This window comes from Streptococcus infantis, assembly GCF_047463635.1.
Classification (GTDB): Bacteria; Bacillota; Bacilli; order Lactobacillales; family Streptococcaceae; genus Streptococcus; species Streptococcus infantis_W.
In genome coordinates, this window is the sequence record NZ_JASHDL010000001.1 from 23,642 (window position 1) to 48,281 (window position 24,640).

Below are 24,640 nucleotides of genomic sequence, written 5' to 3' on the forward strand. Positions count from 1 at the left end.
ATGAAGATTGGATTTATAGGTTTGGGAAATATGGGTGCTAGTTTAGCTAAGGTAGTCTTGCAGGCAAAAACTAGTCATCAGATTCTCCTTGCTAATCGTAGTCAAGCTAAGGTGGATGCTTTTATTGCCAATTATGGTGGTCTGGCTTCTAGCAATGACGAAATCTTTGCAGAAGCAGATGTGATTTTTCTAGGAGTTAAACCAGCACAGTTCTCAGAACTGCTTTCTCAATATCAGCCAGTCCTTGAGAAACGAGAAAGTCTTCTTTTGATTTCCATGGCTGCTGGTTTGACCTTGGAAAAACTTGCTAGTCTTCTTCCAAGTCACCATAGGATTATTCGTATTATGCCTAATACCCCTGTTGCTATTGGGCAAGGAGTGATTAGTTATGCCTTGTCTGCAAATTGTCATCCAGAAGACAATGAACTATTTTGTCAACTGTTAGCCAAGGCTGGCCAGTTAGTTGAATTAAGCGATGCTTTAATAGATGCAGCAACAGGGCTTGCAGGCTGTGGACCAGCCTTTGTCTATCTATTTATCGAAGCCTTGGCGGATGCAGGTGTTCAGACAGGATTGCCACGAGAAATGGCTCTGAAAATGGCGGCTCAAACAGTAGTTGGTGCAGGTCAAATGGTACTAGAAAGTCAGCAACATCCTGGAGTCTTAAAAGACCAAGTTTGCAGCCCTGGAGGTTCGACCATTGCTGGTGTAGCAAGTCTAGAAGAACATGCTTTTAGAGGAACCGTTATGGATGCTGTCAACCAAGCCTACAAAAAAACTCAAGAATTAGGTAAATAAGAGGTGAGTGTTAAAACTCACCCTCTTTTTTTCTTACAAAGAAGGAAATGAAAAAAGCTTTTCACAAATCCCCATTTTTTTGATAGAATAGAAGAGAGAAAAATAGAAATGAGTCAGACATGTCAAAAGGATTTTTAGTCTCTCTTGAGGGACCAGAGGGAGCAGGAAAAACAAGCGTTCTTGAAGCCCTAATCCCTGTATTAGAGAATAGGGGAGTAGAAGTTTTAACAACGCGCGAACCAGGTGGGGTCTTAATTGGAGAAAAAATTCGCGAAGTTATCCTAGATCCTAGTCACACTGAAATGGATCCTAAGACTGAGCTTCTCCTCTATATTGCTAGTCGTCGACAACACTTGGTGGAAAAGGTCTTACCAGCACTTGCAGCTGGAAAACTGGTTATCATGGATCGCTTTATCGATAGTTCTGTTGCTTATCAGGGCTTTGGGCGTGGTTTAGATATCGATGCCATTGATTGGCTTAATGAATTTGCGACTGATGGACTGAAACCTGATTTGACTCTTTATTTTGATATTGAGGTCGAAGAGGGACTGGCACGTATTGCTGCCAACAGTAATCGGGAAGTCAATCGTTTGGACATGGAAGGTCTGGATCTACACCGAAAAGTTCGTCAAGGTTACCTTTCTCTTCTTGAAAGAGAAGGAAATCGCATCGAAAAAATCGATGCTAGCCTACCACTTGATCAAGTGATTAAAAATACGCAACAGCTACTTTTTGATAGGATGGGATTAAGGAGATGAAGCAAGAGCAATTAAGAGCTTGTCAACCTCTACAATTTGAACGTTTTGTCCATATCTTGGAGCAAGGGCAACTCAATCACGCCTATCTCTTTTCAGGTAATTTTGGAAGTTTAGAGATGGCCCTTTTTTTGTCTAAAAGTCTCTTTTGTAGTGAGAAAACTGGTGTTTTTCCTTGTGAAAAATGTCGGAATTGTAAATTGATTGAGCAGGAAGAGTTTCCTGATGTGACCATAATTAAACCTTTGAATCAAGTTATTAAGACGGAGCGTATTCGAGAATTAGTTGGTCAATTTTCCCAGTCTGGTATTGAAAATCAACGTCAGGTCTTTATCATCGAACAAGCAGAAAAAATGCATGTGAATGCTGCAAATTCACTCTTGAAGGTTATTGAAGAGCCACAAAGTGAGATTTATATTTTCTTTTTGACCGATGATGAGGAACAGATGTTACCAACGATTCGAAGTCGGACACAGATTTTCCAATTTAAGAAGCAAGTCTCTACTTTAATGTCACAGCTTGAAGAGGCTGGTTTAGTAAAAAATAAAGCTAAGCTATTGGCTCAGTTTAGTCAATCTCAGGCGGAGGCTGATAAGCTTGTCCATCAAGCAGGATTTTGGACACTAGTCGATGAAAGTGAACGCCTTTTTTCTTGGCTTTTAGCTCATAAAAAAGAATCTTACTTGCAAGTTGCGAAACTAACGAGTCTGGCTGATGATAAAGAAAAGCAAGATTACGTGCTCAGGATTTTAGAGGTACTAGCTGGTCAAGAGATTCTCAATGTTTCTGCGCGGAACATCTTGCAAAATCTCGTCCAAACTCGTAAAATGTGGCGGGCCAATGTTAGCTTTCAAAACGCTTTGGAATACCTGGTTTTACAAAAAAATTTAAAGTAAAGATAGATTATAGAAAGGGCTGTAATGAATAAAAAAGAATTATTTGATGCTTTAGATGACTTTTCACAGCAATTGTTGGTAACCTTGGCAGACGTCGAAGCTATCAAGAAAAATCTCAAGAGTTTGGTAGAGGAAAATACAGCTCTTCGTTTAGAAAATGATAAACTGAGAGAACGATTAGGAGAAGTGGAAGAGACAGCTCCAGCTAAGACTAAACATGTAAGGGAAAATGTCCGTCGCATTTATGAGGACGGTTTTCATGTTTGCCGTGACTTTTATGGTCAACGTCGAGAGCAAGATGCGGAATGCATGTTTTGTGATGAATTGTTATTTAGGAAGTAAGTATGCAGATTCAAAAGAGTTTTAAGGGACATACTCCCTATGGTAAGCTTTATCTAGTCGCAACGCCAATTGGTAATCTAGATGATATGACTTTTCGCGCCATTCAGACCTTGAAAGAGGTCGACTGGATCGCGGCAGAAGATACTCGTAATACTGGACTTTTGCTCAAGCATTTTGAGATCTCAACCAAGCAAATTAGTTTTCACGAACATAACGCCAAGGAAAAAATTCCTGATTTGATTGGTTTGTTGAAGCAAGGTCAAAATCTTGCCCAAGTATCTGATGCAGGGATGCCTAGTATTTCTGACCCGGGGCATGATTTGGTCAAGGCTGCCATAGAAGAAGACATCGCAGTTGTCACAGTTCCAGGAGCTAGTGCAGGGATTTCTGCCTTGATTGCCAGTGGCTTAGCACCACAACCTCACATTTTTTATGGTTTCTTACCACGAAAATCGGGCCAGCAAAAGCAGTTTTTCGAAGCGAAAAAAGCTTATCCAGAGACCCAGATTTTCTATGAATCACCTCACCGTGTGGCGGATACGCTAGAAAATATGCTAGAAGTCTACGGTGATCGCTCGGTGGTTTTGGTCAGGGAATTGACTAAAATCTATGAAGAATACCAACGAGGAAAGATTTCAGAGCTACTAGAAAGTATTTCTGAAACACCTCTTAAAGGCGAATGCCTTCTCATTGTGGAGGGTGCTAGTCAAGAAGTAGAAGATAAGGATGAAGAGGACTTGTTCTTAGAAATCCAAGAACGAATCCAACAAGGAATCAAGAAAAATCAAGCCATTAAGGAAGTTGCGAAGATTTATCAGTGGAACAAAAGCCAGCTCTACGCTGCTTATCACGAATGGGAAGACAATCAATCCAATGACTAAACAGGGAAGTTTGCCTTCTTCCCTTTTTTTGTTATACTAGAAGAAGAAAAAAATAGAAAGATTTGTGGGTGTCAAACAGTCTAGTAACTTGTTCTGGAATGAACTTAAGTTTCACCCAAAGAGGTATTAGTGTCGTGTCTCAATCTTATATCAATGTTATCGGTGCGGGCTTGGCGGGTTCTGAAGCAGCCTACCAAATCGCAGAGCGTGGTATTCCGGTTAAACTTTATGAAATGCGTGGTGTCAAATCAACACCTCAGCATAAAACAGACAATTTTGCTGAGTTGGTTTGCTCAAACTCCTTGCGTGGAGATGCTCTTACAAATGCTGTAGGTCTCCTCAAGGAAGAAATGCGTCGCTTAGGTTCTCTTATCTTGGAATCGGCAGAAGCAACACGTGTTCCTGCTGGTGGTGCTCTCGCGGTTGACCGCGATGGTTTCTCTCAAATGGTTACTGAAAAGATTGCCAATCATCCTTTGATTGAGGTCGTTCGTGACGAAATTACAGAATTGCCAACGGATGCTATTACAGTTGTTGCGACTGGTCCTTTGACTAGTGATGCTCTTGCTGAGAAAATTCACGCTCTTAATGGCGGTGACGGTTTTTATTTCTACGATGCTGCAGCGCCTATTGTGGATGTCAACACCATTGATATGAGCAAGGTTTATCTCAAATCTCGTTATGATAAGGGAGAAGCAGCCTATCTCAATGCTCCTATGACCAAACAAGAGTTTATGGATTTCCATGAAGCCTTGGTCAATGCGGAAGAAGCGCCACTTAATTCTTTCGAAGAAGAAAAATACTTCGAAGGCTGTATGCCAATCGAAGTTATGGCCAAACGTGGTATTAAAACCATGCTTTATGGACCTATGAAGCCAGTCGGACTTGAGTATCCAGACGATTACACAGGACCTCGTGATGGAGACTTTAAAACTCCTTATGCGGTCGTTCAGCTTCGTCAGGACAATGCTGCAGGTAGTCTTTATAACATCGTTGGTTTCCAAACTCACCTTAAATGGGGAGAGCAGAAGCGTGTCTTCCAAATGATTCCAGGTCTTGAAAACGCTGAGTTTGTCCGTTATGGAGTTATGCACCGTAATTCTTATATGGATTCACCAAATCTTCTTGAGCAGACTTATCGTTCTAAGAAGCAGCCAAATCTATTCTTTGCTGGTCAGATGACGGGTGTGGAAGGCTATGTTGAGTCAGCGGCATCAGGTCTAGTAGCTGGTATTAACGCAGCTCGTCTTTTCAATGGCGAAAGCAAGGCTATTTTTCCAGAGACAACAGCAATTGGAAGTCTAGCTCATTACATCACCCATGCTGACAGTAAACACTTCCAACCAATGAACGTCAATTTCGGAATTATCAAGGAATTGGAAGGCAACCGCATTCGTGATAAGAAGGCTCGTTATGAAAAAATTGCAGAGCGTGCTTTGGCTGATTTGGAAAACTTTTTATCTGTTTAAAATTTTCAAAAGAATAACTCATGAGACTATAAAATTCTCAAAAAATGTGATAAAATAGTTTGAATAAAATAAAGGAGCGAAGTCAGGTGGAACCCAAATATAAACGTATTTTGATTAAGTTATCAGGTGAGGCCCTTGCTGGCGAACGTGGTGTCGGAATTGATATCAAAACTGTTCAAGCAATGGCTCAAGAAATTCAAGAAGTACATAACTTAGGTATTGAGATTGCCCTCGTTATTGGTGGAGGAAATCTCTGGCGTGGAGAACCTGCTGCAGAAGCTGGAATGGATCGTGTTCAAGCAGACTATACAGGAATGCTTGGAACCGTTATGAATGCTCTTGTAATGGCAGATTCATTGCAACAAGTTGGTGTGGATACACGTGTTCAAACAGCCATTGCCATGCAACAAGTGGCAGAGCCTTACGTACGTGGACGTGCCCTTCGTCACCTTGAAAAAGGTCGTATCGTTATCTTTGGTGCTGGAATTGGTTCACCATACTTCTCAACAGATACAACAGCGGCTCTTCGTGCAGCTGAAATCGAAGCAGATGCCATCCTCATGGCTAAAAATGGTGTCGACGGTGTTTACAATGCCGATCCTAAGAAAGACAAGACAGCCGTTAAGTTTGAAGAATTGACTCACCGTGACGTTATCAACAAAGGACTTCGTATCATGGACTCAACAGCTTCAACCCTCTCAATGGACAACGACATTGACTTGGTTGTCTTCAATATGAACCAACCAGGCAACATCAAACGTGTCGTATTTGGGGAAAATATCGGAACAACAGTTTCAAATAATATCGAAGAAAAGGAATAAGAAAGATTATGGCTAACGCAATTATTGAAAAAGCTAAAGAGAGAATGACCCAATCTCACCACTCACTTGCTCGTGAGTTTGGAAGTATTCGTGCTGGCCGTGCTAATGCTAGCTTGCTTGACCGCATCCACGTTGAGTACTATGGTGTTGAAACACCACTTAACCAAATTGCTTCTATCACAATCCCAGAAGCGCGTGTTTTGTTGGTAACACCATTTGACAAATCATCTTTGAAAGATATCGAACGTGCTTTGAATGCTTCAGACCTAGGTATCACACCAGCTAACGATGGTTCTGTTATTCGTTTGGTGATCCCAGCTCTAACAGAAGAAACTCGTCGCGACCTCGCTAAAGAAGTGAAAAAAGTCGGTGAGAATGCTAAAGTTGCTATCCGTAATATCCGTCGTGACGCTATGGATGAAGCTAAGAAACAAGAAAAAGCTAAAGAAATCACTGAAGACGAATTGAAGACTCTTGAAAAAGATATTCAAAAAGCAACAGACGATGCTGTAAAACACATCGACGAAATGACTGCCAATAAAGAAAAAGAAATCTTGGAAGTCTAAGAAATAAACAGAAAAACTCAGTTGGCATTGCTGGCTGAGTTTTATTCGAAAGAAGGAAACATGAATACAAATCTTGCAAGTTTTATCGTTGGACTCATCATCGATGAAAATGACCGTTTTTACTTTGTTCAAAAGGATGGTCAAACATATGCTCTAGCTAAAGAAGAAGGTCCCCATACAGTTGGTGATACGGTCAAAGGTTTTGCTTATACAGACATGAAGCAAAAGCTACGTTTGACAACTATAGAGGTCACTGCAACTCAGGACCAATTTGGTTGGGGAACCGTAACAGAAGTCCGTAAGGATTTGGGTGTCTTTGTTGATACAGGTCTTCCTGACAAGGAAATCGTTGTGTCACTTGATATTCTACCTGAGCTTAAAGAACTTTGGCCAAAGAAAGGCGATCGCCTATACATTCGTCTAGAAGTGGACAAGAAGGACCGTATCTGGGGCGTATTGGCTTATCAGGAAGATTTCCAACGATTGGCTCGTCCTGCCTACAATAACATGCAGAATCAAAATTGGCCAGCCATTGTTTACCGTCTTAAGCTATCAGGAACCTTTGTCTATTTACCGGAAAATAATATGCTGGGCTTCATCCATCCAAGTGAGCGTTATGCAGAACCTCGTTTGGGCCAAGTTTTAGACGCACGTGTTATTGGTTTCCGTGAAGTTGATCGCACACTAAATCTTTCACTAAAACCACGTTCTTTTGAGATGTTGGAAAACGATGCACAGATGATCTTGACTTACTTGGAAAACAATGGTGGCTTCATGACCCTGAATGACAAGTCAGCGCCAGATGATATCAAGGCTACCTTTGGTATTTCTAAAGGTCAATTTAAAAAAGCGCTCGGTGGTTTGATGAAAGCTGGTAAAATTAAACAAGACCAGTTTGGTACGGAACTAATCTAGGGAGGCTTATGAGAAAATCATTTTATACTTGGCTGATGACCGAACGCAATCCTAAAAGCAATAGTTCAAAAGCAATTTTAGCGGATTTGGCTTTTGAGGAGTCTGGCTTCCCAAAGCATACAGATGATTTCGATCAAGTCAGTCGTTTTTTAGAGGAACATGCTAGCTTTTCCTTTAATATGGGAGAGTTTGATCGAATTTGGCAAGAATATCTAGAACATTAAGGCTACTAGATGGGGTTGGGGATAGTAATTTCTCAGCCTATTTGCTATAATATAGTCATTCAGTTTAATTTTTACTAGCTTCTAATCGACTTTTTAACTACTAAAAGTAAACGAAACATTATATAAAATTAAAAGAGTTAGAGAGGTTCTTTATTTGAAGGAACATTCAATAGACATTCAGCTTAGTCATCCAGATGATTTATTTCATCTTTTTGGTTCTAATGAGCGCCACCTTCGTTTGATGGAGGATGAGTTAGGTGTCATCATCCACGCTCGTACAGAGATTGTACAAGTCTTGGGGGAGGAGTCAGCTTGTGAGGAAGCCCGCCAAGTTATCCAAGCCTTGATGGTCTTGGTCAATCGTGGAATGACTGTTGGAACTCCGGATGTGGTGACAGCCATTACAATGGTTAAGAATAATGAAATCGATAAGTTTGTCGCCCTTTATGAAGAAGAGATTATCAAAGATAATACAGGTAAGCCCATCCGTGTTAAAACCCTGGGTCAAAAGCTTTATGTGGATAGTGTCAAGCAACACGATGTGACCTTTGGTATTGGGCCGGCAGGAACAGGTAAGACCTTCTTAGCAGTGACTTTGGCCGTAACAGCCCTCAAGCGTGGACAAGTCAAGCGAATCATACTGACACGTCCAGCAGTAGAAGCAGGAGAGAGTCTAGGATTTCTTCCAGGAGATCTCAAGGAAAAGGTTGATCCTTATCTTCGTCCAGTTTATGATGCCTTGTATCAGATTCTAGGAAAAGACCAAACGACTCGTCTCATGGAGCGTGAAATTATCGAAATCGCGCCCCTGGCCTATATGCGCGGTCGTACCTTAGATGACGCCTTCGTTATCTTGGATGAAGCGCAAAATACAACCATCATGCAGATGAAGATGTTCTTGACACGTTTAGGCTTTAATTCTAAAATGATTGTCAATGGTGATATTAGCCAGATTGACCTACCCCGTAATGTTAAGTCAGGTTTGATTGATGCCCAAGAAAAACTTAAGAATATTCACCAGATCGACTTTGTACACTTCTCAGCCAAGGATGTGGTTCGCCACCCAGTCGTTGCTCAGATTATCAGAGCCTATGAACCTCGACCTGTCAAAGCTGAAGAAAGTGAAGAAGAAAGAGAATAAGGAAAAAGGACCTAGGCAAAAACTAGCTTCTAAATAAAACCACACAGTGATTTCAGTCTTGAATACAATCAAGCTGAAAGAAACACTGTGTGGTTTTTGAATAGTTGATGTTTTAGAGGCTAGATTCTTGGCTAATTTGGTGAGATTCATGCTCATAAAGATGAATCCTATCTCTGTTGCGACAGCTTGTTTACCTCTGACATGCACTCTGCGCACGCCGAAAACTACCAAAAACGGGTTCAACATCAATTTTCCGTTTGGCATAAATTTGAAAGCTTTCTTCACTATGTAATGTTTGCGTAAGGAGTTCCTTAAAGTAATTCCAAGTTTGATTATAATGGATTTGTTTCTGATTTCTACTATCTGTTTTAGCCAACTGTTCTAACTCAGGAGTATCTTGAATTTTATTCGCCTCATAAATCTTGAAATCACGTTGAAAGCCATACTTATCAGTTCGACTAGAGTAGTTCTTAAAGGAATAAACTAGTCCGTCGGGCTTTATAAACTGGTCCGTGTCCTCAAGATATTCCCAGTTCATTGGGTTATCTGTGCTCGTTTAGTACTTTTTAGTCAATTTTGATTAGGTTGTTGGCATGTTTACTGGAGCGGAAATTATTAATCGTTTTATAGCTAACATAGGTATCTTGGCTCAACCATTTCATGGGAATGATTTCTTCGTTCAATTGAACGATTTTACGTCCCAAGAACACTTGACGACCATAAGCGAATATGGTCATCTTCATGAGCATGGTTGGACGAAAGGCAGGGCGACCAGTGTGAGAGGTCTATTTCAGTAATATTTGACTAGGGATATTGTCAACAAATAGGCTAATCATTCTCGCTTCGTGAGTTGATGGAATATCGTAGGAATGATTTACTTCCAAACTTAAATGATTTTAGTGGTTCAACTTGATTCCTACTATTTTTGATGGTGTGAATGTGCCTATAATGTATCTCAGTTAACTACGAAACTTTTTATTATTTTTAACATATGTTAAAAATAAAATTAATAGACCTTAATTTTTCTTGACTTAACTTTTTTTAATTGATATACTATTTTTCAGAGAGCTAACAATTATATATAAATGTACTACTCTATTTCCTAGATAATACTTAGTAAAACTTTTTATAACAAAGGCTAGCAAAGTTAAAGTTTTCTATCTATTGGAAGTTAAATAAATATGTAAGGAATTAAAATGAAAAAAAGTACAGTATTGTCATTAACCACAGCTGCAGTTATTTTAGCAGCATATGTCCCTAATGAGGTAGTTTTAGCAGACACATCTAGCTCTGAAGATGCTTTAAATATCTCTGATAAAGAAACATTAGTAGGTAAACAAAACGAAAACAAAGAAAAACTTGAAGATATTCATAATGTTATAGAAACTTCAAAGGATACTGAAGAGAAGAAAACAACGGTTATTGAGGAAAAAGAAGTTGTTAGTAAAGAATCTGTGATAGATAACAAAACTAGCAATGAAGAAGAAACAATCAAAGAAGATTCCAATCAATCCAAAGAAGATAAAGTGGACTCGTCTGCAAGTAAAGACCCAGAAAGTCCCAAAAAAGAGGATAAACTTGTCTATATTGCTGAATTTAAAGATAAAGAATCTGGAGAAAAAGCAATCAAGGAATTATCCAATCTTAAGGATACAAAAGTTTTATATACTTATGATACAGTTTTTAATGGTGTTGCAATAGAAACAACTCCAGATAATCTGGACAAAATTAAACTAATAGAAGGTATCTCATCGGTTGAACGATCACAAAAAGTCCAGCCAATGATGAATCATGCTAGGAAGGAAATTGGAGTTGAAGAGGCAATTGATTACCTAAAATCTATCAATGCTCCATTTGGTAAAAATTTTGATGGTAGAGGTATGGTCATTTCAAATATCGATACCGGGACAGATTATAGGCACAAGGCTATGAGGATTGATGATGATGCTAAAGGCTCAATGAGATTCAAAAAAGAAGACTTAAAAGGTACTGATAAAAATTTCTGGTTGAGTGATAAAATCCCTCATGCTTTCAATTATTATAATGGTGGTAAAATTACTGTAGAAAAAGCTGATGATGGGAGCGATTATTTTGATCCACATGGGATGCATATTGCAGGGATTCTTGCGGGAAATGATACTGAAAAAGATATTAAAAACTTTAACGGAATAGATGGAATTGCTCCTAATGCACAGATCTTCTCTTATAAAATGTACTCTGACGCAGGATCTGGCTTCGCAGGAGATGAAACAATGTTTCATGCTATTGAAGATTCGATCAAACACAATGTCGATGTTGTTTCGGTATCATCTGGCTTTACAGGAACAGGTCTTGTAGGTGAGAAATATTGGGAAGCTATTAGAGCGCTAAGAAAAGCAGGCATTCCAATGGTTGTAGCTACGGGTAACTATGCAACTTCTGCTTCAAGTTCTTCATGGGATTTGGTGGCAAATAATAATCTGAAAATGACCGACACTGGAAATGTAACGCGAACAGCAGCACATGAAGATGCGATAGCAGTCGCTTCTGCTAAAAATCAAACAGTTGAGTTTGATAAAGTTAATATAGGTGGAGAAAATTTTAAATACAGAAATATAGGGGCCTTTTTCGATAAGAATAAAATCACAACAAATGAAGATGGTTCAAAAGCTCCTAGTAAATTAAACTTTGTATATATAGGCAAAGGCCAAGACCAAGATTTGATAGGATTGGATCTTAAGGGCAAAATTGCAGTAATGGATCGAATTTATACCAAGGATTTAAAAGATGCTTTTAAACGAGCTACGGATAAGGGCGCACGCGCCATTATGGTTGTAAATACTGTCAATTACTACAATAGAGATAATTGGACAGAGCTTCCAGCCATGGGATATGAAGCGGATGAAGGGACTAAAAGTCAAGTATTTTCAATTTCAGGAGATGATGGTGTAAAGCTATGGAACATGATTAATCCTGATAAAAAAACTGAGGTTAAAAGAAATAGTAAGGAAGATTTCAAAGATAAATTAGAACAATACTATCCAATTGATATGGCAAGCTATAATTCTAATAAACCGAATGTAGGTGATGAAAAAGAAATTGACTTTAAGTTTGCACCTGACACAGACAAAGAATTGTATAAAGAAGATGTCATAGTTCCAGCAGGATCTACATCTTGGGGGCCAAGAACAGATTTACTTTTAAAACCTGATGTCTCAGCACCAGGTAAAAATATTAAATCCACTCTCAATGTCATTAATGGGAAATCAACTTATGGTTATATGTCAGGGACTAGTATGGCAACTCCAATCGTGGCAGCTTCTACTGTTTTGATTAGACCAAAGTTAAAGGAAATGCTTGAAAGACCTGCCTTGAAAAATCTTAAGGGAGATGACAAAATAGACCTTACAAGTCTTACAAAAATTGCCCTACAAAATACTGCACGGCCTATGATGGATGCGACTTCTTGGAAAGAAAAAAGTCAATACTTTGCATCACCTAGACAACAGGGAGCAGGGCTAATTAATGTTGCCAATGCTTTGAGAAATGAAGTTGTAGCGACTTTCAAAAACACAGATTCTAAAGGTTTGGTAAACTCTTATGGTTCTATTTCTCTTAAAGAAATAAAAGGAGATAAAAAATACTTTACAATTAAGCTTCACAATACATCAAATAGACCTTTAACCTTTAAAGTTTCAGCATCAGCGATAACGACAGATGCTCTAACTGACAGATTAAAACTGGATGAAACATATAAAGACGAAAAATCAACAGATGGGAAGCAAATTGTTCCAGAAATTCACCCAGAAAAAGTCAAAGGAGCAAATATTACATTTGAGCATGATACTTTCACTATAAGCCCAAATTCTAGCTTTGATTTAAATGCGGTTATAAATGTTGGAGAGGCTAAAAATAAAAATAAATTTGTAGAATCATTTATTCATTTTGAGTCAGTGGAAGAAATGGAAGCTCTAAACTCCAATGGGAAGAAAACAAATTTCCAACCTTCTTTGTCGATGCCTCTAATGGGATTTGCTGGGAATTGGAACCACGAACCAATCCTTGATAAATGGGCCTGGGAAGAAGGTTCAAAATCAAAAACAATGGAAGGTTATGATGATGATGGCAAACCGAAAATTCCAGGAACCTTAAATAAGGGGATTGGTGGAGAACATGGTATAGATAAATTTAATCCAGCAGGAGTTATACAAAATAGAAAAGATAAAAATACAACATCCCTAGATCAAAATCCAGAATTATTTGCTTTCAATAACGAAGGGATCAACGCACCATCATCAAGTGGTTCTAATATTGCTAAAATTTATCCTTTAGATTCAAATGGAAATCCTCAAGATGCTCAACTTGAGAGAGGATTAACACCTTCTCCACTTGTATTAAGAAGTGCAGAAGAAGGAATGATTTCAATAGTAAATACAAATAAAGAGGGAGAAAATCAAAGAGATTTAAAAGTCATTTCGAGAGAACACTTTATTAAAGGAATTTTAAACTCTAAGAGAAATGATGCAAAGGGAATCAAATCTTCTAAACTAAAGGTTTGGGGTGACTTGAAGTGGGATGGACTCATTTATAACCCTAGAGGTAGGGAAGAAAATGCACCAGAGAGCAAGGATAACCAAGATCCAGCTACTAGGATAAGAGGTCAATTTGAACCGATTGCAGAAGGTCAATATTTCTATAAATTTAAATATAGATTAACCAAGGATTACCCATGGCAGGTTTCCTATATTCCTGTAAAAATTGATAACACAGCTCCTAAGATTGTTTCAATTGATTTTTCAAATCCTGAAAAAATTAAGTTGATTACAAAGGATACTTATCACAAGGTAAAAGAGCAATACAAGAATGAAACTCTATTTGCGAGAGATCAGAAAGAACATCCTGAAAAATTTGACGAGATTGCAAACGAAGTTTGGTATGCTGGCGCCGCTCTGGTTAATGAAGATGGAGAGGTTGAGAAAAATCTTGAAGTAACTTACGCAGGTGAGGGTCAAGGAAGAAATAGGAAACTTGACAAAGACGGAAATACCATTTATGAAATTAATGGTGCAGGAGATTTAAGAGGAAAAATCATTGAAGTCATTGCATTAGATGGTTCTAGCAATTTCACAAAGATTCATAGAATTAAATTTGCTGATCATGCTGATGAAAAGGGGATGATTTCCTATTATCTAGTAGATCCTGACCAAGATTCATCTAAATACCAAAAGCTTGGAGAAATTCCTGAATCTAAATTTAAGAATTTAAAAAGTGTTAAAGATGATAGCCTAAACAAAGAGACAGCTGAAGTAGAAGATCATCAAGAAAATGAAGAGTCTATCGAAGAAAAATCTAGCTTGACTATTCATAAAACGATTTCAACAATTAGAGAGTTTGAAAGTAAAGACTTGAAGAAACTCATTAAAAAGAAATTTAGAGAAGTTGATGACTTTACAAGTGAAACTGGTAAGAGGACAGAAGAATACGATTATAAATACGATGATAAGGGAAATATCATTGCTTATGACGATGGTAGTGCCTTAGAATATGAAACTGAAAAACTTGACGAAATCAAATCAAAAATTTATGGTGTTCTAAGCCCGTCTAAAGATGGACACTTTGAAATTCTTGGAAAGATAAGTAATGTTTCTAAAAATGCCAAGGTATATTATGGTAATAAATATAAATCGATAGAAATCAAAACGACCAAGTATGATTCCCACTCAAAAACGATGACATTTGATTTATACGCTAATATTAATGATATTGTGGATGGATTAGCTTTTTCAGGAGATATGAGATTCTTTGTTAAAGATGATGATCAGATAAAAGCTGAAACTAAAATTAGAATGCCTGAAAAAAATAAGGAAACTAAAACAGAATATCCCTATGCATCAAGTTATGGGAATGTAATAGAATTAGGAGAAGGAGATCTTTCAAAAAACAAACCAAACAATTTAACGGACATGGAATCTGGTAAAATCTATTCTGATTCAGAAAAACAACAATATCTGTTAAAAGATAACATCATTCTAAGAAAAGGCTATGCACTAAAAGTGACTACCTATAATCCTGGAAAAACGGATATGTTAGAAGGAAATGGAGTCTATAGCCAGGAAGATATAGCAAAAATCCAAAAGGCCAATCCTAATCTAAGAGTCTTATCAGAAAAAATAATTTATGCTGATAGTAGAAATGTTGAAGATGGAAGAAGTACTCAACCCGTATTAATGTCGGCTTTGGACGGCTTTAACATTGTAAGGTATCAAGTGTTTAGATTTAAAATGAACGATAAAGGGGAGGCAATCGATAAAGATGGAAATCTTGTAACAGATCCTTCTAAACTGGTATTATTTGGTAAGGATGGTAAAGAGTACACTGGAGAGGATAAGTCCAATGTAGAAGCTATAAAAGAAGATGGCTCTACGTTATTTATTGATGCAAAACCAGTAAATCTTTCAATGGACAAGAACTACTTTAATCCATCTAAATCTAATAAAATTTATGTACGAAATCCAGAATTTTATTTAAGAGGTAAGATTTCTGATAAGGGTGGTTTTAACTGGGAGTTGAGAGTTAATGAATCTGTTGTAGATAATTATTTAATCTACGGAGATTTACACATTGATAACACTAGAGATTTTAACGTTAAGCTTAATGTTAAAGACGGTGACATCATGGACTGGGGAATGAAAGACTATAAAGCAAACGGATTCCCAGATAAGGTAACAGATATGGATGGAAATGTTTATCTTAAAACTGGCTATAGCGATTTGAATGTGAAAGCGGTTGGAGTACACTATCAATTTTTATATGATAATGTCAAACCCGAAGTAAACATTGATCCTAAGGGAAATACTAGTATTGAATATGCTGACGGAAAATCTGTAGTCTTTAACATCAATGATAAAAGAAATAATGGATTCGATGGTGAGATTCAAGACAAACATATTTATGTAAATGGAAAAGAATATAAATCATTTGATGATATTAAACAACTAACAGATAAGACACTAAACATTAAGATTGTTGTAAAAGATTTTGCAAGAAATACGACCGTAAAAGAATTCATTTTAAACAAAGATACGGGAGAGGTAAGCGAACTAAAACCTCATACAGTAACTGTGACCATTCAAAATGGAAAAGAAATGAGTTCAACGATAGTGGCGGAAGAAGATTTCATTTTACCTGTCTATAAGGGTGAATTAGAAGAAGGCTATCAATTTGATGGCTGGGAAATTTCTGGTTTCGAAGGGAAAAAAGACGCTGGCTATGTTCTTAATCTATCAAAAGATACCCTTATAAAACCTGTATTCAAGAAAATAGAGGAGAAAAAGGAGGAAGAAAATAAACCTACTTTTGATGTATCGAAAAAGAAAGATAACGCGCAAGTAAATCATAATAAATTAGATGAAAGTCACAGAAAGGAGAATTTCCAAAGAGAAAATCATTCACATAAATCTGATTCGACTAAGGATGTCACAGCTACAGTTACTGTACAAGTAAATTATAGTCAATTAAATGAAAGTCACAGAAAAGAGGATTTCCAAAGAGAAAATCATTCACGCAAATCTGATTCAACTAAGGATGTTAAAGCTACAAAAAATGATAAAAACTTTGAAAATAAGAAGGAAGTCCTTCTTAATGAACCAGAGAACATAGCTAGTAAAGATACCAATATCGGTAGTAAATCAACTGCTAACGATGATAGGTTGCCAAAAACCGGTACAGTTAGCGAAGTCTTCACGTCATTAGTTGCCGGAATAATGTTTACCGTAGGTGCATTTCTTGGATTGAAGAAAAAAGATCAAGACTAAGACAAAAGCCATAGATGAAGAAATGCTTTATGTGCTGAGATGAGATAGTGTGATGATGAAACAGTTTTGTGAAAATAGCCATCTATCACTCAATTATTTAGTTTCCTTTACTATTAATACTCTTTTTGGATTTAGTAATGGACTTAGTTTCTATAACTAATAAATTGATTGAAAGGGTTAGTATTGACAATATTGGTCACATTGATTAGAAAATAGAGTCTATCAAAATTTAAATTATAAACCATGACATGAGAAAACGAGCATCTCCAAGAACGGAAATGCTCGTTTTTGAGATTTAAAAGCTAGTTTTTATGTAGCTTCTTATTTTTGTAGTTTTAATTTATAAATCATTTTAGACAAGTTCACTGATTGAAGTGAAGTCACGTTCCAAGCCTTCTGCAACAGGTTGGCTAGTGAGGATACCTTGATAAGTTGTAACTCCTTCACGTAAACCAGCATCATCAGAAATAGCTTTCTTAAATCCTTTTCCTGCCAAGGCTTCGATATATGGAAGAGTCACATTAGTAAGGGCAATCGTAGATGTGCGAGCAACTGCTCCAGGAATGTTAGCAACGGCATAGTGAAGAACACCGTGTTTTTCATAGACAGGTTCATCGTGAGTTGTTACACGGTCAGCTGTCGCTATAACACCACCTTGGTCAACAGCAACGTCAACAATGACAGAACCAGGACGCATTTGTTGAACCATGTCATCTGTTACCAATTTTGGTGCTTTGGCACCAGGAATCAAGACAGCACCGATCACAACGTCTGCTTCACGTACACTTGCTTCGATATTAAATGGATTAGACATGAGGGTTTGGATTTGGTGGCCAAAGACGTCTTCAAGGACTGAGAGGCGTTTAGCGCTGATATCAAGAATGGTTACTTGAGCTCCCAAACCAAGAGCGATACGAGCTGCGTGAGTACCAACGACACCACCACCAATGATGGTTACTTTTCCTTTAGGAACACCAGGAACACCACCGAGTAGAACTCCTGAACCACCAGCTTGTTTAGTCAAAAAGTGGGCTCCAATTTGGACAGCCATACGACCTGCAACCTCACTCATTGGAACGAGAAGTGGAAGTTGTCCTTGAGTATCACGGACAGTCTCATAAGCAACACCAGTTGTTTTAGCTGCAAGCATAGCATCAGCCAATTCTGGAGCAGCTGCCATGTGCAAGTAGGTGAAGAGAAGTAAATCCTCACGCAAGAACTGGTACTCACTAGCTAGCGGTTCCTTGACTTTAACAACCAATTCTGCAGCCCAGGCTTCAGCAGCAGTTGCGACAATTTCAGCTCCTTGTTTTTCATAGTCAGCATCAGTAAAACCAGATCCAAGTCCAGCATTTGTTTCGATGAGGACACGGTGGCCACGACCAACGAGACTTTGTACACCAGCAGGTGTCAAAGCAACACGATTTTCATTATTTTTAATTTCCTTTGGAATTCCAATTAGCATAGGATAACTCACTTTCTATTACGCTGTTTCAATTTTTGTATCACATCATTCTTTAGAGTTTTTGTGATGACTTTATTGTATATGAAACCGCTTTAAATTGCAAGAAAAACTTGTAAACCTATTTCTTTTATGCTATTCTTTTAGCAACCTATTTTCGGAGGTGTAATCATGGAATCACTATTTATCAAACTAGCTAAGCATCCAATTATCGAAACAGAACGCTTAGTGCTTAGACCAGTAACGCTCGATGATGCAGAAGCTATGTTTGAGTATGCCTCAGATATAGAAAATACACGCTATACTTTTCCAACCAATCAAAGTTTAGAGGAAACCAAGAATAATATTGCCCAGTTTTATCTAGCCAATCCCTTGGGGCGATGGGGAATTGAACTAAAAAGTACTGGAGAGTTTATCGGAACTATTGACCTGCACAAGATGGACACTGTTCTTAAGAAGGCAGCCATTGGTTATATTATCCATCAAAAATATTGGAATCAAGGTTTGACGACAGAAGCCAACAGAGCTGTAATTGAACTGACTTTTGAAAAGATTGGGATGAATAAGTTGACGGCCCTTCACGATAAGGATAATCCTGCGTCAGGAAAAGTCATGGAGAAATCAGGTATGCACTTCTCCCACGAAGAACCATATGCTAGAATGGACTATAAAGAACCAGGACGAATTGTAACACGTGTACATTACATTTTAACCAAGGAGGATTATTTTGCAAATAAGTAAGCAGTTGAAAAGATTTTTCAGCTGTTTTTTCTTTCTCTTACGAATAAGCTAAGAGAGGAGAAAATATGGAAGAACTTATTGAGAAAATCAAAGAATATAAAATTATCGTTATCTGTGTTAGTTTGGGTTTGGTCTTGGGTGGATTTTTCCTCCTAAAACCAGTCGCTCAAACACCTGCTAAGGAAAGTAATTTGCAGTCTGAAGTTATAGCTGTTCCAAAGGATTCGACGGATGAAAAGGAAGATGGAAATCAGAAGGAAGAAGTGGTGGAGCAAGATCTGATTACTGTCGATGTCAAAGGGGCTGTCAAAACACCAGGGATTTATGATTTGCCAGTTGGAAGTCGTATCAATGATGCTGTTCAAAAAGCTGGTGGACTGACAGATAATGCAGACAATAAATCTATCAATCTTGCTCAGAAAATTAGTGACGAAGCACTTGTCTATGTTCCAACTAAGGAAGAAGCTACCAGTCAAGCAACACAATCAAATGCTTCTAACAGCAAGGAAAATAAGAAAGTCAATCTCAATAAAGCCAGTTTAGAGGAACTGAAACAAGTCAAAGGCTTAGGTGCTAAACGTGCTCAAGATATTATTGACCATCGTGATTCCAACGGTAAGTTTAAGTCAGTTGATGAGCTCAAAAAGGTTTCTGGTATTGGTGCAAAAACGATAGAAAAGTTAAAAGAGTATGTTACAGTGGATTAGTCGCTTTCCAATTCCAAAAATCTATCTCAGCTTTCTCTTGCTCTGGCTCTACTATGCTATCTTTTCAGCTAGTTTTCTAGCACTTTTTGGGTTTGTATTTTTAGTATTTTGTCTTTTTATCCACCATCCTTGGAAAGTTGTACTAAAGGTTTTTCTGATTTGTGGACTATTTGCTAGTTGGTTTTTATTTCAAAAATGGCAACAAGAAGAAGCTAGTCGGAATCTTGTAGACACGATTGATACAGTGAGAATATTACCTGACACCATCAAGGTAAATGGTGATAGCTTATCTTTTCGTGGCAAGGCTGAAGGTAGACTCTTTCAAGTTTATTATAAACTCCAGTCAGAAGTTGAAAAGGAAAAATTTCAGCAGTTGTCTGATCTGCATGAAATGGTTGTAAAAGGTAAGCTAGCTAGTCCACAAGGAGTCAGTAATTTTGCGGGATTTGATTATCGGAACTATCTCAAAACTCAAGGAATTTATCAGACCTTGACTATATCTGAAATTATTGAGTTAAAGAAATCAAGTAGTTGGGATATCGGAGAAAATCTATCAAGCTTGAGGAGAAAAGCAGTTGTCTGGATTAAACGGAATTTTCCCGATCCCATGCGCAACTATATGACCGGTCTTTTATTGGGGCATTTGGACACAGACTTTGAGGAAATGAACGAACTTTATTCCAGCCTAGGGATTATTCACCTTTTTGCTTTGTCTGGAATGCAGGTCGGATTTTTCATGAATGCTTTTAAAAAGTCACTCTTGCGATTGGGCTTGACGCAAGAGAAGTTCAAATGGCTAGCTTATCCCTTTTCTTTGTTTTATGCAGGCTTGACAGGATTTTCAGCTTCAGTTATTCGTAGTCTTCTACAAAAGCTATTGGCTCAGCATGGTTTTAAGTCACTGGATAATTTTGCTTTGACGATTACTATTCTATTTCTTATCATGCCGAACTTTTTCTTAACTGCTGGGGGAGTTCTTTCCTGTGCTTATGCCTTTATCCTGACAATGACTGGTGAGGAAGTAGCAGGGATAAAAGGTCTGGTTAGAGAGAGTTGCATTATTTCCTTGGGAATTCTGCCAATTTTATCTTTTTACTTTTCTGAATTTCAACCGTGGTCCATTCTTTTGACCTTTGCTTTTTCATTATTATTTGATATGGTTCTGTTACCACTCTTATCGATTCTCTTCTGTCTGTCATTTATATATCCCATCACCCAGTTCAACTTTCTCTTTGAATGGTTAGAAAACATCATACGCTATATTTCTCAGCTATCTACGAGGCCTCTTGTTTTTGGTCAGCCGAGTCTTTGGATTTTAATCCTTCTTTTGATTACTTTAGCTCTCATCTACGACTATCGAAAGAATTTGAAAAAAATATCTATGCTTGTCATAGTTGCCATCTCACTCTTTTTAGTAACCAAGCATCCACTAGAAAATGAAATCACAGTCCTAGATATGGAACAGGGGCGAAGCATTTTCCTAAGAGACATGACAGGGAAGACCATACTACTGGATGTTGGTGAAAAGCTAGCAGTTGAAAAGAAAGAAGTCTGGCAGGAGAAAGCTATTACCAGCAATGCCAAACGTAGTTTAATTCCTTATCTGAAAAGTCGAGGAGTGGCCAAGATTGATCAGTTGGTTCTGACGACTAGTGATACTAAGCAGTTAGATCATGTGTTAGAGATCAGTAAAGCCTTCCAGCTTAGAGAAATTCTAGTAACTGAAGAAACTCTATCACAGAGAGAATTCATGGATAAGTTGAAGGAGAGCAAAGTCAAGATAGTTGCCATCAAAACTGGACAGCAGTTACCTATTTTTGGGAGTAATTTGGAAGTAATCGCAACTCAAAATAAGGATAAAAGTGATTCAATTACAATGTATGGAAAGTTACTAAACCAAACCTTTCTAGTTACTGGAAATACAGAGGAAAAGTTCTTGACGAGTCATTCCTCAAAACTCCAAGCAGATGTAGTAATAACTCATCAGCAAGCATCGAAGAAAAAGACAGATGGTGAGGTCTTCAAAACTTTACAAGCTAAAATCACAGTCATTTCAATAGACAAGAAAAAATCATTTAAACTTAAAAATGGGGAGAATAACCAAGAAGATAAAGAACTTGAGAATTTGGTATTAAAAACTGATAAAAAGGGTGCTATACGTTTTAAAGGCTGGACTACTTGGAATGTTGAAACTGTTCAATAATGTTTTCAGAGACAACTAAACATTAAAATTGTCTAAACAATCATTCAAGGCTTGATTTTGAATCCTGTTTACTATAAAATAGTTAAGATTGGTGTCAAACTTTTATATTGCAAATAGGAGAAAAAATGACAAAAACTTTGAAACGTCCTGAGGTTCTATCACCTGCAGGAACTCTTGAAAAACTAAAAGTAGCTGTTCAATACGGAGCAGATGCTGTCTTTATCGGTGGTCAGGCCTATGGTCTACGTAGCCGTGCTGGTAACTTCACTTTCGAACAAATGGAAGAAGGAGTTCAGTTCGCGGCTAAGTATGGAGCTAAGGTATATGTGGCTGCTAATATGGTTATGCACGAAGGAAATGAAGAAGGTGCCGGAGAATGGTTCCGTAAGTTGCGTGATATTGGAATTGCAGCTGTTATCGTTTCTGACCCTGCCTTAATCATGATTGCAGCAACAGAAGCACCAGGACTTGAAATTCACCTTTCAACACAAGCTAGTGCGACCAACTATGAAACTCTTGAATTCTGGAAAGAACTTGGATTGACTCGCGTTGTTTTGGCGCGTGAGGTTTCTATGGAAGAATTGGCAGAAATTCGCAAACGTACAGACGTAGAGATTGAAGCCTTCGTACATGGTGCGATGTGTATTTCATACTCTGGTCGTTGTACCCTTTCTAACCATATGAGTATGCGTGACGCCAACCGTGGTGGATGTTCACAATCTTGCCGTTGGAAATATGACCTTTACGATATGCCATTTGGTAAAGAACGTAAGAGTCTCAAGGGAGAAATTCCTGAAGAATTTTCAATGTCAGCTGTTGATATGTCTATGATTGACCATATCCCAGATATGATTGAAAATGGTGTGGATAGTTTGAAGATTGAAGGTCGTATGAAGTCTATCCACTATGTTTCAACGGTGACAAACTGCTACAAGGCTGCGGTTGATGCCTACCTTGAAAGTCCTGAAAAGTTTGAAGCTATCAAGCAAGACTTGATTGATGAAATGTGGAAGGTTGCCCAACGTGAATTGGCTACAGGTTTCTACTACGGGACACCATCTGAAAATGAACAATTGTTTGGTGCTCGTCGTAAGATTCCAGAATACAAGTTTGTTGCTGAAGTAGTAGCTTATGATGATGCAACACAAACAGCAACTATTCGCCAACGTAACGTTATCAACGAAGGAGACCAAGTTGAGTTTTATGGCCCAGGTTTCCGCCATTTTGAAACTTATATCGAAGACCTTCACGATGCCAAAGGTAATAAGATTGACCGTGCACCAAATCCAATGGAACTTTTAACCATCAAGGTTCCACAACCAGTACAAGCAGGTGATATGGTCCGTGCTTTGAAAGAAGGCTTGATCAATCTTTACAAAGAAGATGGAACAAGCGTCACAGTTCGTGCATAGATAAGAAAAGTCAATGGTTCAAGCTCATGGATTACTAGTAGATAATGAAAGCAGATGTGTTCATTACCATAGTGATAAAGATATCGTAGCGCTCCAGTGTTATGAGTGTCAGAAATACTATGCCTGTTATCAGTGTCACAATGAACTAGAGTCGCACACATTTTCTCCTTATCCTTTAAATCTAAAACAGGATAAACCTATCTTATGTGGTTCCTGTAAGAAGACCCTAACTTATGAGGAGTATAAAGAGAAGGGGAGTTGTCCTTATTGTGCAGCACTCTTTAATCCAGCTTGCCAGAGTCATCATTCCTATTATTTTAAATAAGAAACGATAAATCCAGGTTGTAAAACCTGGATTTTTGTTTTCAGAAAAATAGGAAAGATAAAGAAAATAACCTGAAAAGACATTAAAATTTTCTATATAGTTGTCTTGAAAATCGTAAAAATAGAAATAAATGATTAGAAACGCTTTCAATGCTAGTAAAAAGTTGACAAAAGCAAATTTTAGGACTAAACTAGGGAAGTAAATTTAATTTAAAAAAGGAGAATTCGTCATGAATTTAACATTTTTCGGTCTATGTCTTGCCTGTATGGGTGTATCTCTTGCAGAAGGATTTTTGATGAACGGTTTGTTCAAATCTGCAGCACGCCAACCAGATATCATTCCACAATTGCGTAGTTTGATGATCATGGGGATTGCCTTTATCGAAGGAACTTTCTTTGTAACCTTGGCGATGTCATTCGTTATCAAATAGACAACTCTATTTAGAAATGGAGGTGTCAAACCATGGAAGAAAGTTTGAATCCAACCGTTAATATTGGACCAATATCCTTTGATTTGACCCTGCTTGCCATGTCTCTTGTAACTGTTTTGATGGTTTTTGCCTTTGTCTACTGGGCAAGTCGTAAAATGGCCATCCGTCCAAAGGGCAAACAGAATGCTCTTGAGATGATTTATGACTTTGTGATTGGTTTTACAAAACCAAACATTGGAGATTCATATATCAAGGATTATTCCTTGTTCTTGTTCTCTCTATTTCTGTTTATCTTGGTTGCCAACAATATTGGCTTAATGGCAAAAGTACAAACAACAAACGGTTATAACTTGTGGACTTCCCCAACAGCCAACCTTGGATACGATTTATCCCTCTCCTTATTGATCACTTTGATCGCCCATGTAGAAGGAATTCGTCGTAGAGGCGTTAAAGAATATTTGAGAGCATTTGTTACTCCTGGCTTTATGACTCCGATGAACGTTTTAGAAGAGTTCACCAATTTTGCCTCCTTGGCGATTCGGATTTACGGAAATATTTTCGCCGGTGAGGTCTTGGCAGGATTGTTATTAGCCTTGTCACAATATGCCTTTTATTGGTATCCTTTTGCCTTTATTGCAAACATGTTATGGACAGCCTTTTCAATTTTCATTTCATGTATTCAAGCGTATGTATTTACCATGTTGTCTTCTATGTACATTGGTAAAAAGGTAAATGGTGAGGAAGAGTAAGTAGAGGAGG

The 24,640-nt window shown here is 37.9% G+C and carries 20 protein-coding genes and 1 pseudogene; 19 read left to right on the top strand and 2 right to left on the bottom strand.

The features are described from left to right. From proC to QM867_RS00170, 11 genes are all read left to right on the top strand, one after another. Positions 1-798, top strand: a complete 798-nt coding sequence (gene proC, locus QM867_RS00120) for a pyrroline-5-carboxylate reductase (protein WP_281335438.1) — start codon at positions 1-3, stop codon at positions 796-798. Between the two features lie 119 nt (positions 799-917). Continuing rightward, on the top strand, positions 918-1,556 hold the full coding sequence (gene tmk / locus QM867_RS00125) for a dTMP kinase (RefSeq protein WP_414314860.1): 639 nt from the start codon (positions 918-920) through the stop codon (positions 1,554-1,556). Continuing rightward, positions 1,553-2,449, top strand: a complete 897-nt coding sequence (locus QM867_RS00130) for a DNA polymerase III subunit delta' (RefSeq protein WP_414314861.1) — start codon at positions 1,553-1,555, stop codon at positions 2,447-2,449. Before tmk ends, QM867_RS00130 begins: the two co-directional genes overlap by 4 nt. A 24-nt stretch (positions 2,450-2,473) precedes the next feature. Further along, positions 2,474-2,791 (top strand): DNA replication initiation control protein YabA, encoded by a 318-nt coding sequence (yabA, locus tag QM867_RS00135; RefSeq protein WP_414314862.1) that lies wholly within the window; start codon positions 2,474-2,476, stop codon positions 2,789-2,791. 2 nt (positions 2,792-2,793) lie between these two features. Next, positions 2,794-3,672 carry a 16S rRNA (cytidine(1402)-2'-O)-methyltransferase gene (gene rsmI, locus QM867_RS00140; RefSeq protein ID WP_414314863.1) on the top strand — a complete coding sequence of 293 codons (879 nt, stop codon included), beginning with the start codon at positions 2,794-2,796 and terminating at the stop codon, positions 3,670-3,672. Between the two features lie 134 nt (positions 3,673-3,806). Then, positions 3,807-5,141, top strand: coding sequence for a methylenetetrahydrofolate--tRNA-(uracil(54)-C(5))-methyltransferase (FADH(2)-oxidizing) TrmFO (trmFO, locus tag QM867_RS00145; protein WP_414314864.1), 1,335 nt, complete (start codon positions 3,807-3,809; stop codon positions 5,139-5,141). Between the two features lie 86 nt (positions 5,142-5,227). Then, positions 5,228-5,962: a UMP kinase gene (gene pyrH / locus QM867_RS00150; protein WP_000433488.1), complete on the top strand. Its 735-nt coding sequence runs from the start codon at positions 5,228-5,230 to the stop codon at positions 5,960-5,962. 8 nt (positions 5,963-5,970) lie between these two features. Next, positions 5,971-6,528, top strand: coding sequence for a ribosome recycling factor (frr, locus tag QM867_RS00155; RefSeq protein WP_414314865.1), 558 nt, complete (start codon positions 5,971-5,973; stop codon positions 6,526-6,528). A gap of 60 nt (positions 6,529-6,588) precedes the next feature. Next, complete coding sequence (cvfB, locus tag QM867_RS00160) at positions 6,589-7,443, top strand: RNA-binding virulence regulatory protein CvfB (RefSeq protein ID WP_414314866.1); 855 nt, start codon at positions 6,589-6,591, stop codon at positions 7,441-7,443. An 8-nt stretch (positions 7,444-7,451) separates the two neighbouring features. Next, the gene (locus QM867_RS00165) at positions 7,452-7,667 is read left to right on the top strand and encodes a YozE family protein (protein WP_414294210.1); all 216 of its coding nucleotides are present in this window, start codon (positions 7,452-7,454) and stop codon (positions 7,665-7,667) included. 154 nt (positions 7,668-7,821) lie between these two features. Continuing rightward, on the top strand, positions 7,822-8,808 hold the full coding sequence (locus QM867_RS00170; RefSeq protein WP_414312814.1) for a PhoH family protein: 987 nt from the start codon (positions 7,822-7,824) through the stop codon (positions 8,806-8,808). On the opposite strand, the pseudogene QM867_RS00175 reads toward QM867_RS00170, so the two are convergent. Further along, positions 8,707-9,692: pseudogene (locus tag QM867_RS00175) on the bottom strand (transposase). The gene QM867_RS00170 and the pseudogene QM867_RS00175 overlap by 102 nt on opposite strands. A 312-nt stretch (positions 9,693-10,004) precedes the next feature. On the opposite strand from QM867_RS00175, the gene QM867_RS00180 reads away from it, so the two are divergent. Further along, a complete protein-coding gene (locus tag QM867_RS00180) occupies positions 10,005-16,601 on the top strand; it encodes a S8 family serine peptidase (protein ID WP_414314867.1) in 6,597 nt (2,198 codons plus the stop codon). Positions 16,602-16,953: 352 nt separating this feature from the next. Here the strand turns inward: QM867_RS00180 and ald are convergent, their stop codons facing one another. Continuing rightward, positions 16,954-18,066: an alanine dehydrogenase gene (gene ald, locus QM867_RS00185; protein ID WP_000904721.1), complete on the bottom strand. Its 1,113-nt coding sequence runs from the start codon at positions 18,064-18,066 to the stop codon at positions 16,954-16,956. Between the two features lie 168 nt (positions 18,067-18,234). On the opposite strand from ald, the gene QM867_RS00190 reads away from it, so the two are divergent. The 7 genes from QM867_RS00190 to atpB all read left to right on the top strand — a co-directional run bounded on the left by QM867_RS00190 (position 18,235) and on the right by atpB (position 24,630). Continuing rightward, positions 18,235-18,804, top strand: coding sequence for a GNAT family N-acetyltransferase (locus tag QM867_RS00190; protein ID WP_414314868.1), 570 nt, complete (start codon positions 18,235-18,237; stop codon positions 18,802-18,804). Between the two features lie 65 nt (positions 18,805-18,869). Next, a complete protein-coding gene (locus tag QM867_RS00195) occupies positions 18,870-19,511 on the top strand; it encodes a helix-hairpin-helix domain-containing protein (RefSeq protein ID WP_075231238.1) in 642 nt (213 codons plus the stop codon). After that, the gene (locus tag QM867_RS00200; protein ID WP_414314869.1) at positions 19,495-21,714 is read left to right on the top strand and encodes a ComEC/Rec2 family competence protein; all 2,220 of its coding nucleotides are present in this window, start codon (positions 19,495-19,497) and stop codon (positions 21,712-21,714) included. The genes QM867_RS00195 and QM867_RS00200 overlap by 17 nt, the downstream gene beginning before the upstream one ends. A 125-nt stretch (positions 21,715-21,839) precedes the next feature. Continuing rightward, positions 21,840-23,126: a peptidase U32 family protein gene (locus tag QM867_RS00205; protein WP_000169115.1), complete on the top strand. Its 1,287-nt coding sequence runs from the start codon at positions 21,840-21,842 to the stop codon at positions 23,124-23,126. 13 nt (positions 23,127-23,139) lie between these two features. Beyond that, positions 23,140-23,451: a CHY zinc finger protein gene (locus QM867_RS00210; RefSeq protein ID WP_414314870.1), complete on the top strand. Its 312-nt coding sequence runs from the start codon at positions 23,140-23,142 to the stop codon at positions 23,449-23,451. A gap of 229 nt (positions 23,452-23,680) precedes the next feature. Further along, complete coding sequence (locus QM867_RS00215) at positions 23,681-23,881, top strand: F0F1 ATP synthase subunit C (protein ID WP_001054551.1); 201 nt, start codon at positions 23,681-23,683, stop codon at positions 23,879-23,881. Positions 23,882-23,913: 32 nt separating this feature from the next. Next, the gene (gene atpB / locus QM867_RS00220; protein ID WP_000392935.1) at positions 23,914-24,630 is read left to right on the top strand and encodes a F0F1 ATP synthase subunit A; all 717 of its coding nucleotides are present in this window, start codon (positions 23,914-23,916) and stop codon (positions 24,628-24,630) included. Positions 24,631-24,640 lie beyond the last annotated feature (10 nt).

Bases quoted from the DNA above. Each gene is read 5' to 3' on its own strand.
- QM867_RS00130 (WP_414314861.1), top strand. From the start codon at position 1,553: ATGAAGCAAGAGCAATTAAGAGCTTGTCAACCTCTACAATTTGAACGT.
- rsmI (WP_414314863.1), top strand. From the start codon at position 2,794: ATGCAGATTCAAAAGAGTTTTAAGGGACATACTCCCTATGGTAAGCTT.
- QM867_RS00165 (WP_414294210.1), top strand. From the start codon at position 7,452: ATGAGAAAATCATTTTATACTTGGCTGATGACCGAACGCAATCCTAAA.
- proC (WP_281335438.1), top strand. From the start codon at position 1: ATGAAGATTGGATTTATAGGTTTGGGAAATATGGGTGCTAGTTTAGCT.
- QM867_RS00205 (WP_000169115.1), top strand. From the start codon at position 21,840: ATGACAAAAACTTTGAAACGTCCTGAGGTTCTATCACCTGCAGGAACT.
- QM867_RS00190 (WP_414314868.1), top strand. From the start codon at position 18,235: ATGGAATCACTATTTATCAAACTAGCTAAGCATCCAATTATCGAAACA.
- cvfB (WP_414314866.1), top strand. From the start codon at position 6,589: ATGAATACAAATCTTGCAAGTTTTATCGTTGGACTCATCATCGATGAA.
- ald (WP_000904721.1), bottom strand. From the start codon at position 18,066: ATGCTAATTGGAATTCCAAAGGAAATTAAAAATAATGAAAATCGTGTT.
- atpB (WP_000392935.1), top strand. From the start codon at position 23,914: ATGGAAGAAAGTTTGAATCCAACCGTTAATATTGGACCAATATCCTTT.
- QM867_RS00215 (WP_001054551.1), top strand. From the start codon at position 23,681: ATGAATTTAACATTTTTCGGTCTATGTCTTGCCTGTATGGGTGTATCT.
- QM867_RS00180 (WP_414314867.1), top strand. From the start codon at position 10,005: ATGAAAAAAAGTACAGTATTGTCATTAACCACAGCTGCAGTTATTTTA.
- QM867_RS00200 (WP_414314869.1), top strand. From the start codon at position 19,495: ATGTTACAGTGGATTAGTCGCTTTCCAATTCCAAAAATCTATCTCAGC.
- yabA (WP_414314862.1), top strand. From the start codon at position 2,474: ATGAATAAAAAAGAATTATTTGATGCTTTAGATGACTTTTCACAGCAA.
- tmk (WP_414314860.1), top strand. From the start codon at position 918: ATGTCAAAAGGATTTTTAGTCTCTCTTGAGGGACCAGAGGGAGCAGGA.
- QM867_RS00210 (WP_414314870.1), top strand. From the start codon at position 23,140: ATGGTTCAAGCTCATGGATTACTAGTAGATAATGAAAGCAGATGTGTT.
- frr (WP_414314865.1), top strand. From the start codon at position 5,971: ATGGCTAACGCAATTATTGAAAAAGCTAAAGAGAGAATGACCCAATCT.
- QM867_RS00195 (WP_075231238.1), top strand. From the start codon at position 18,870: ATGGAAGAACTTATTGAGAAAATCAAAGAATATAAAATTATCGTTATC.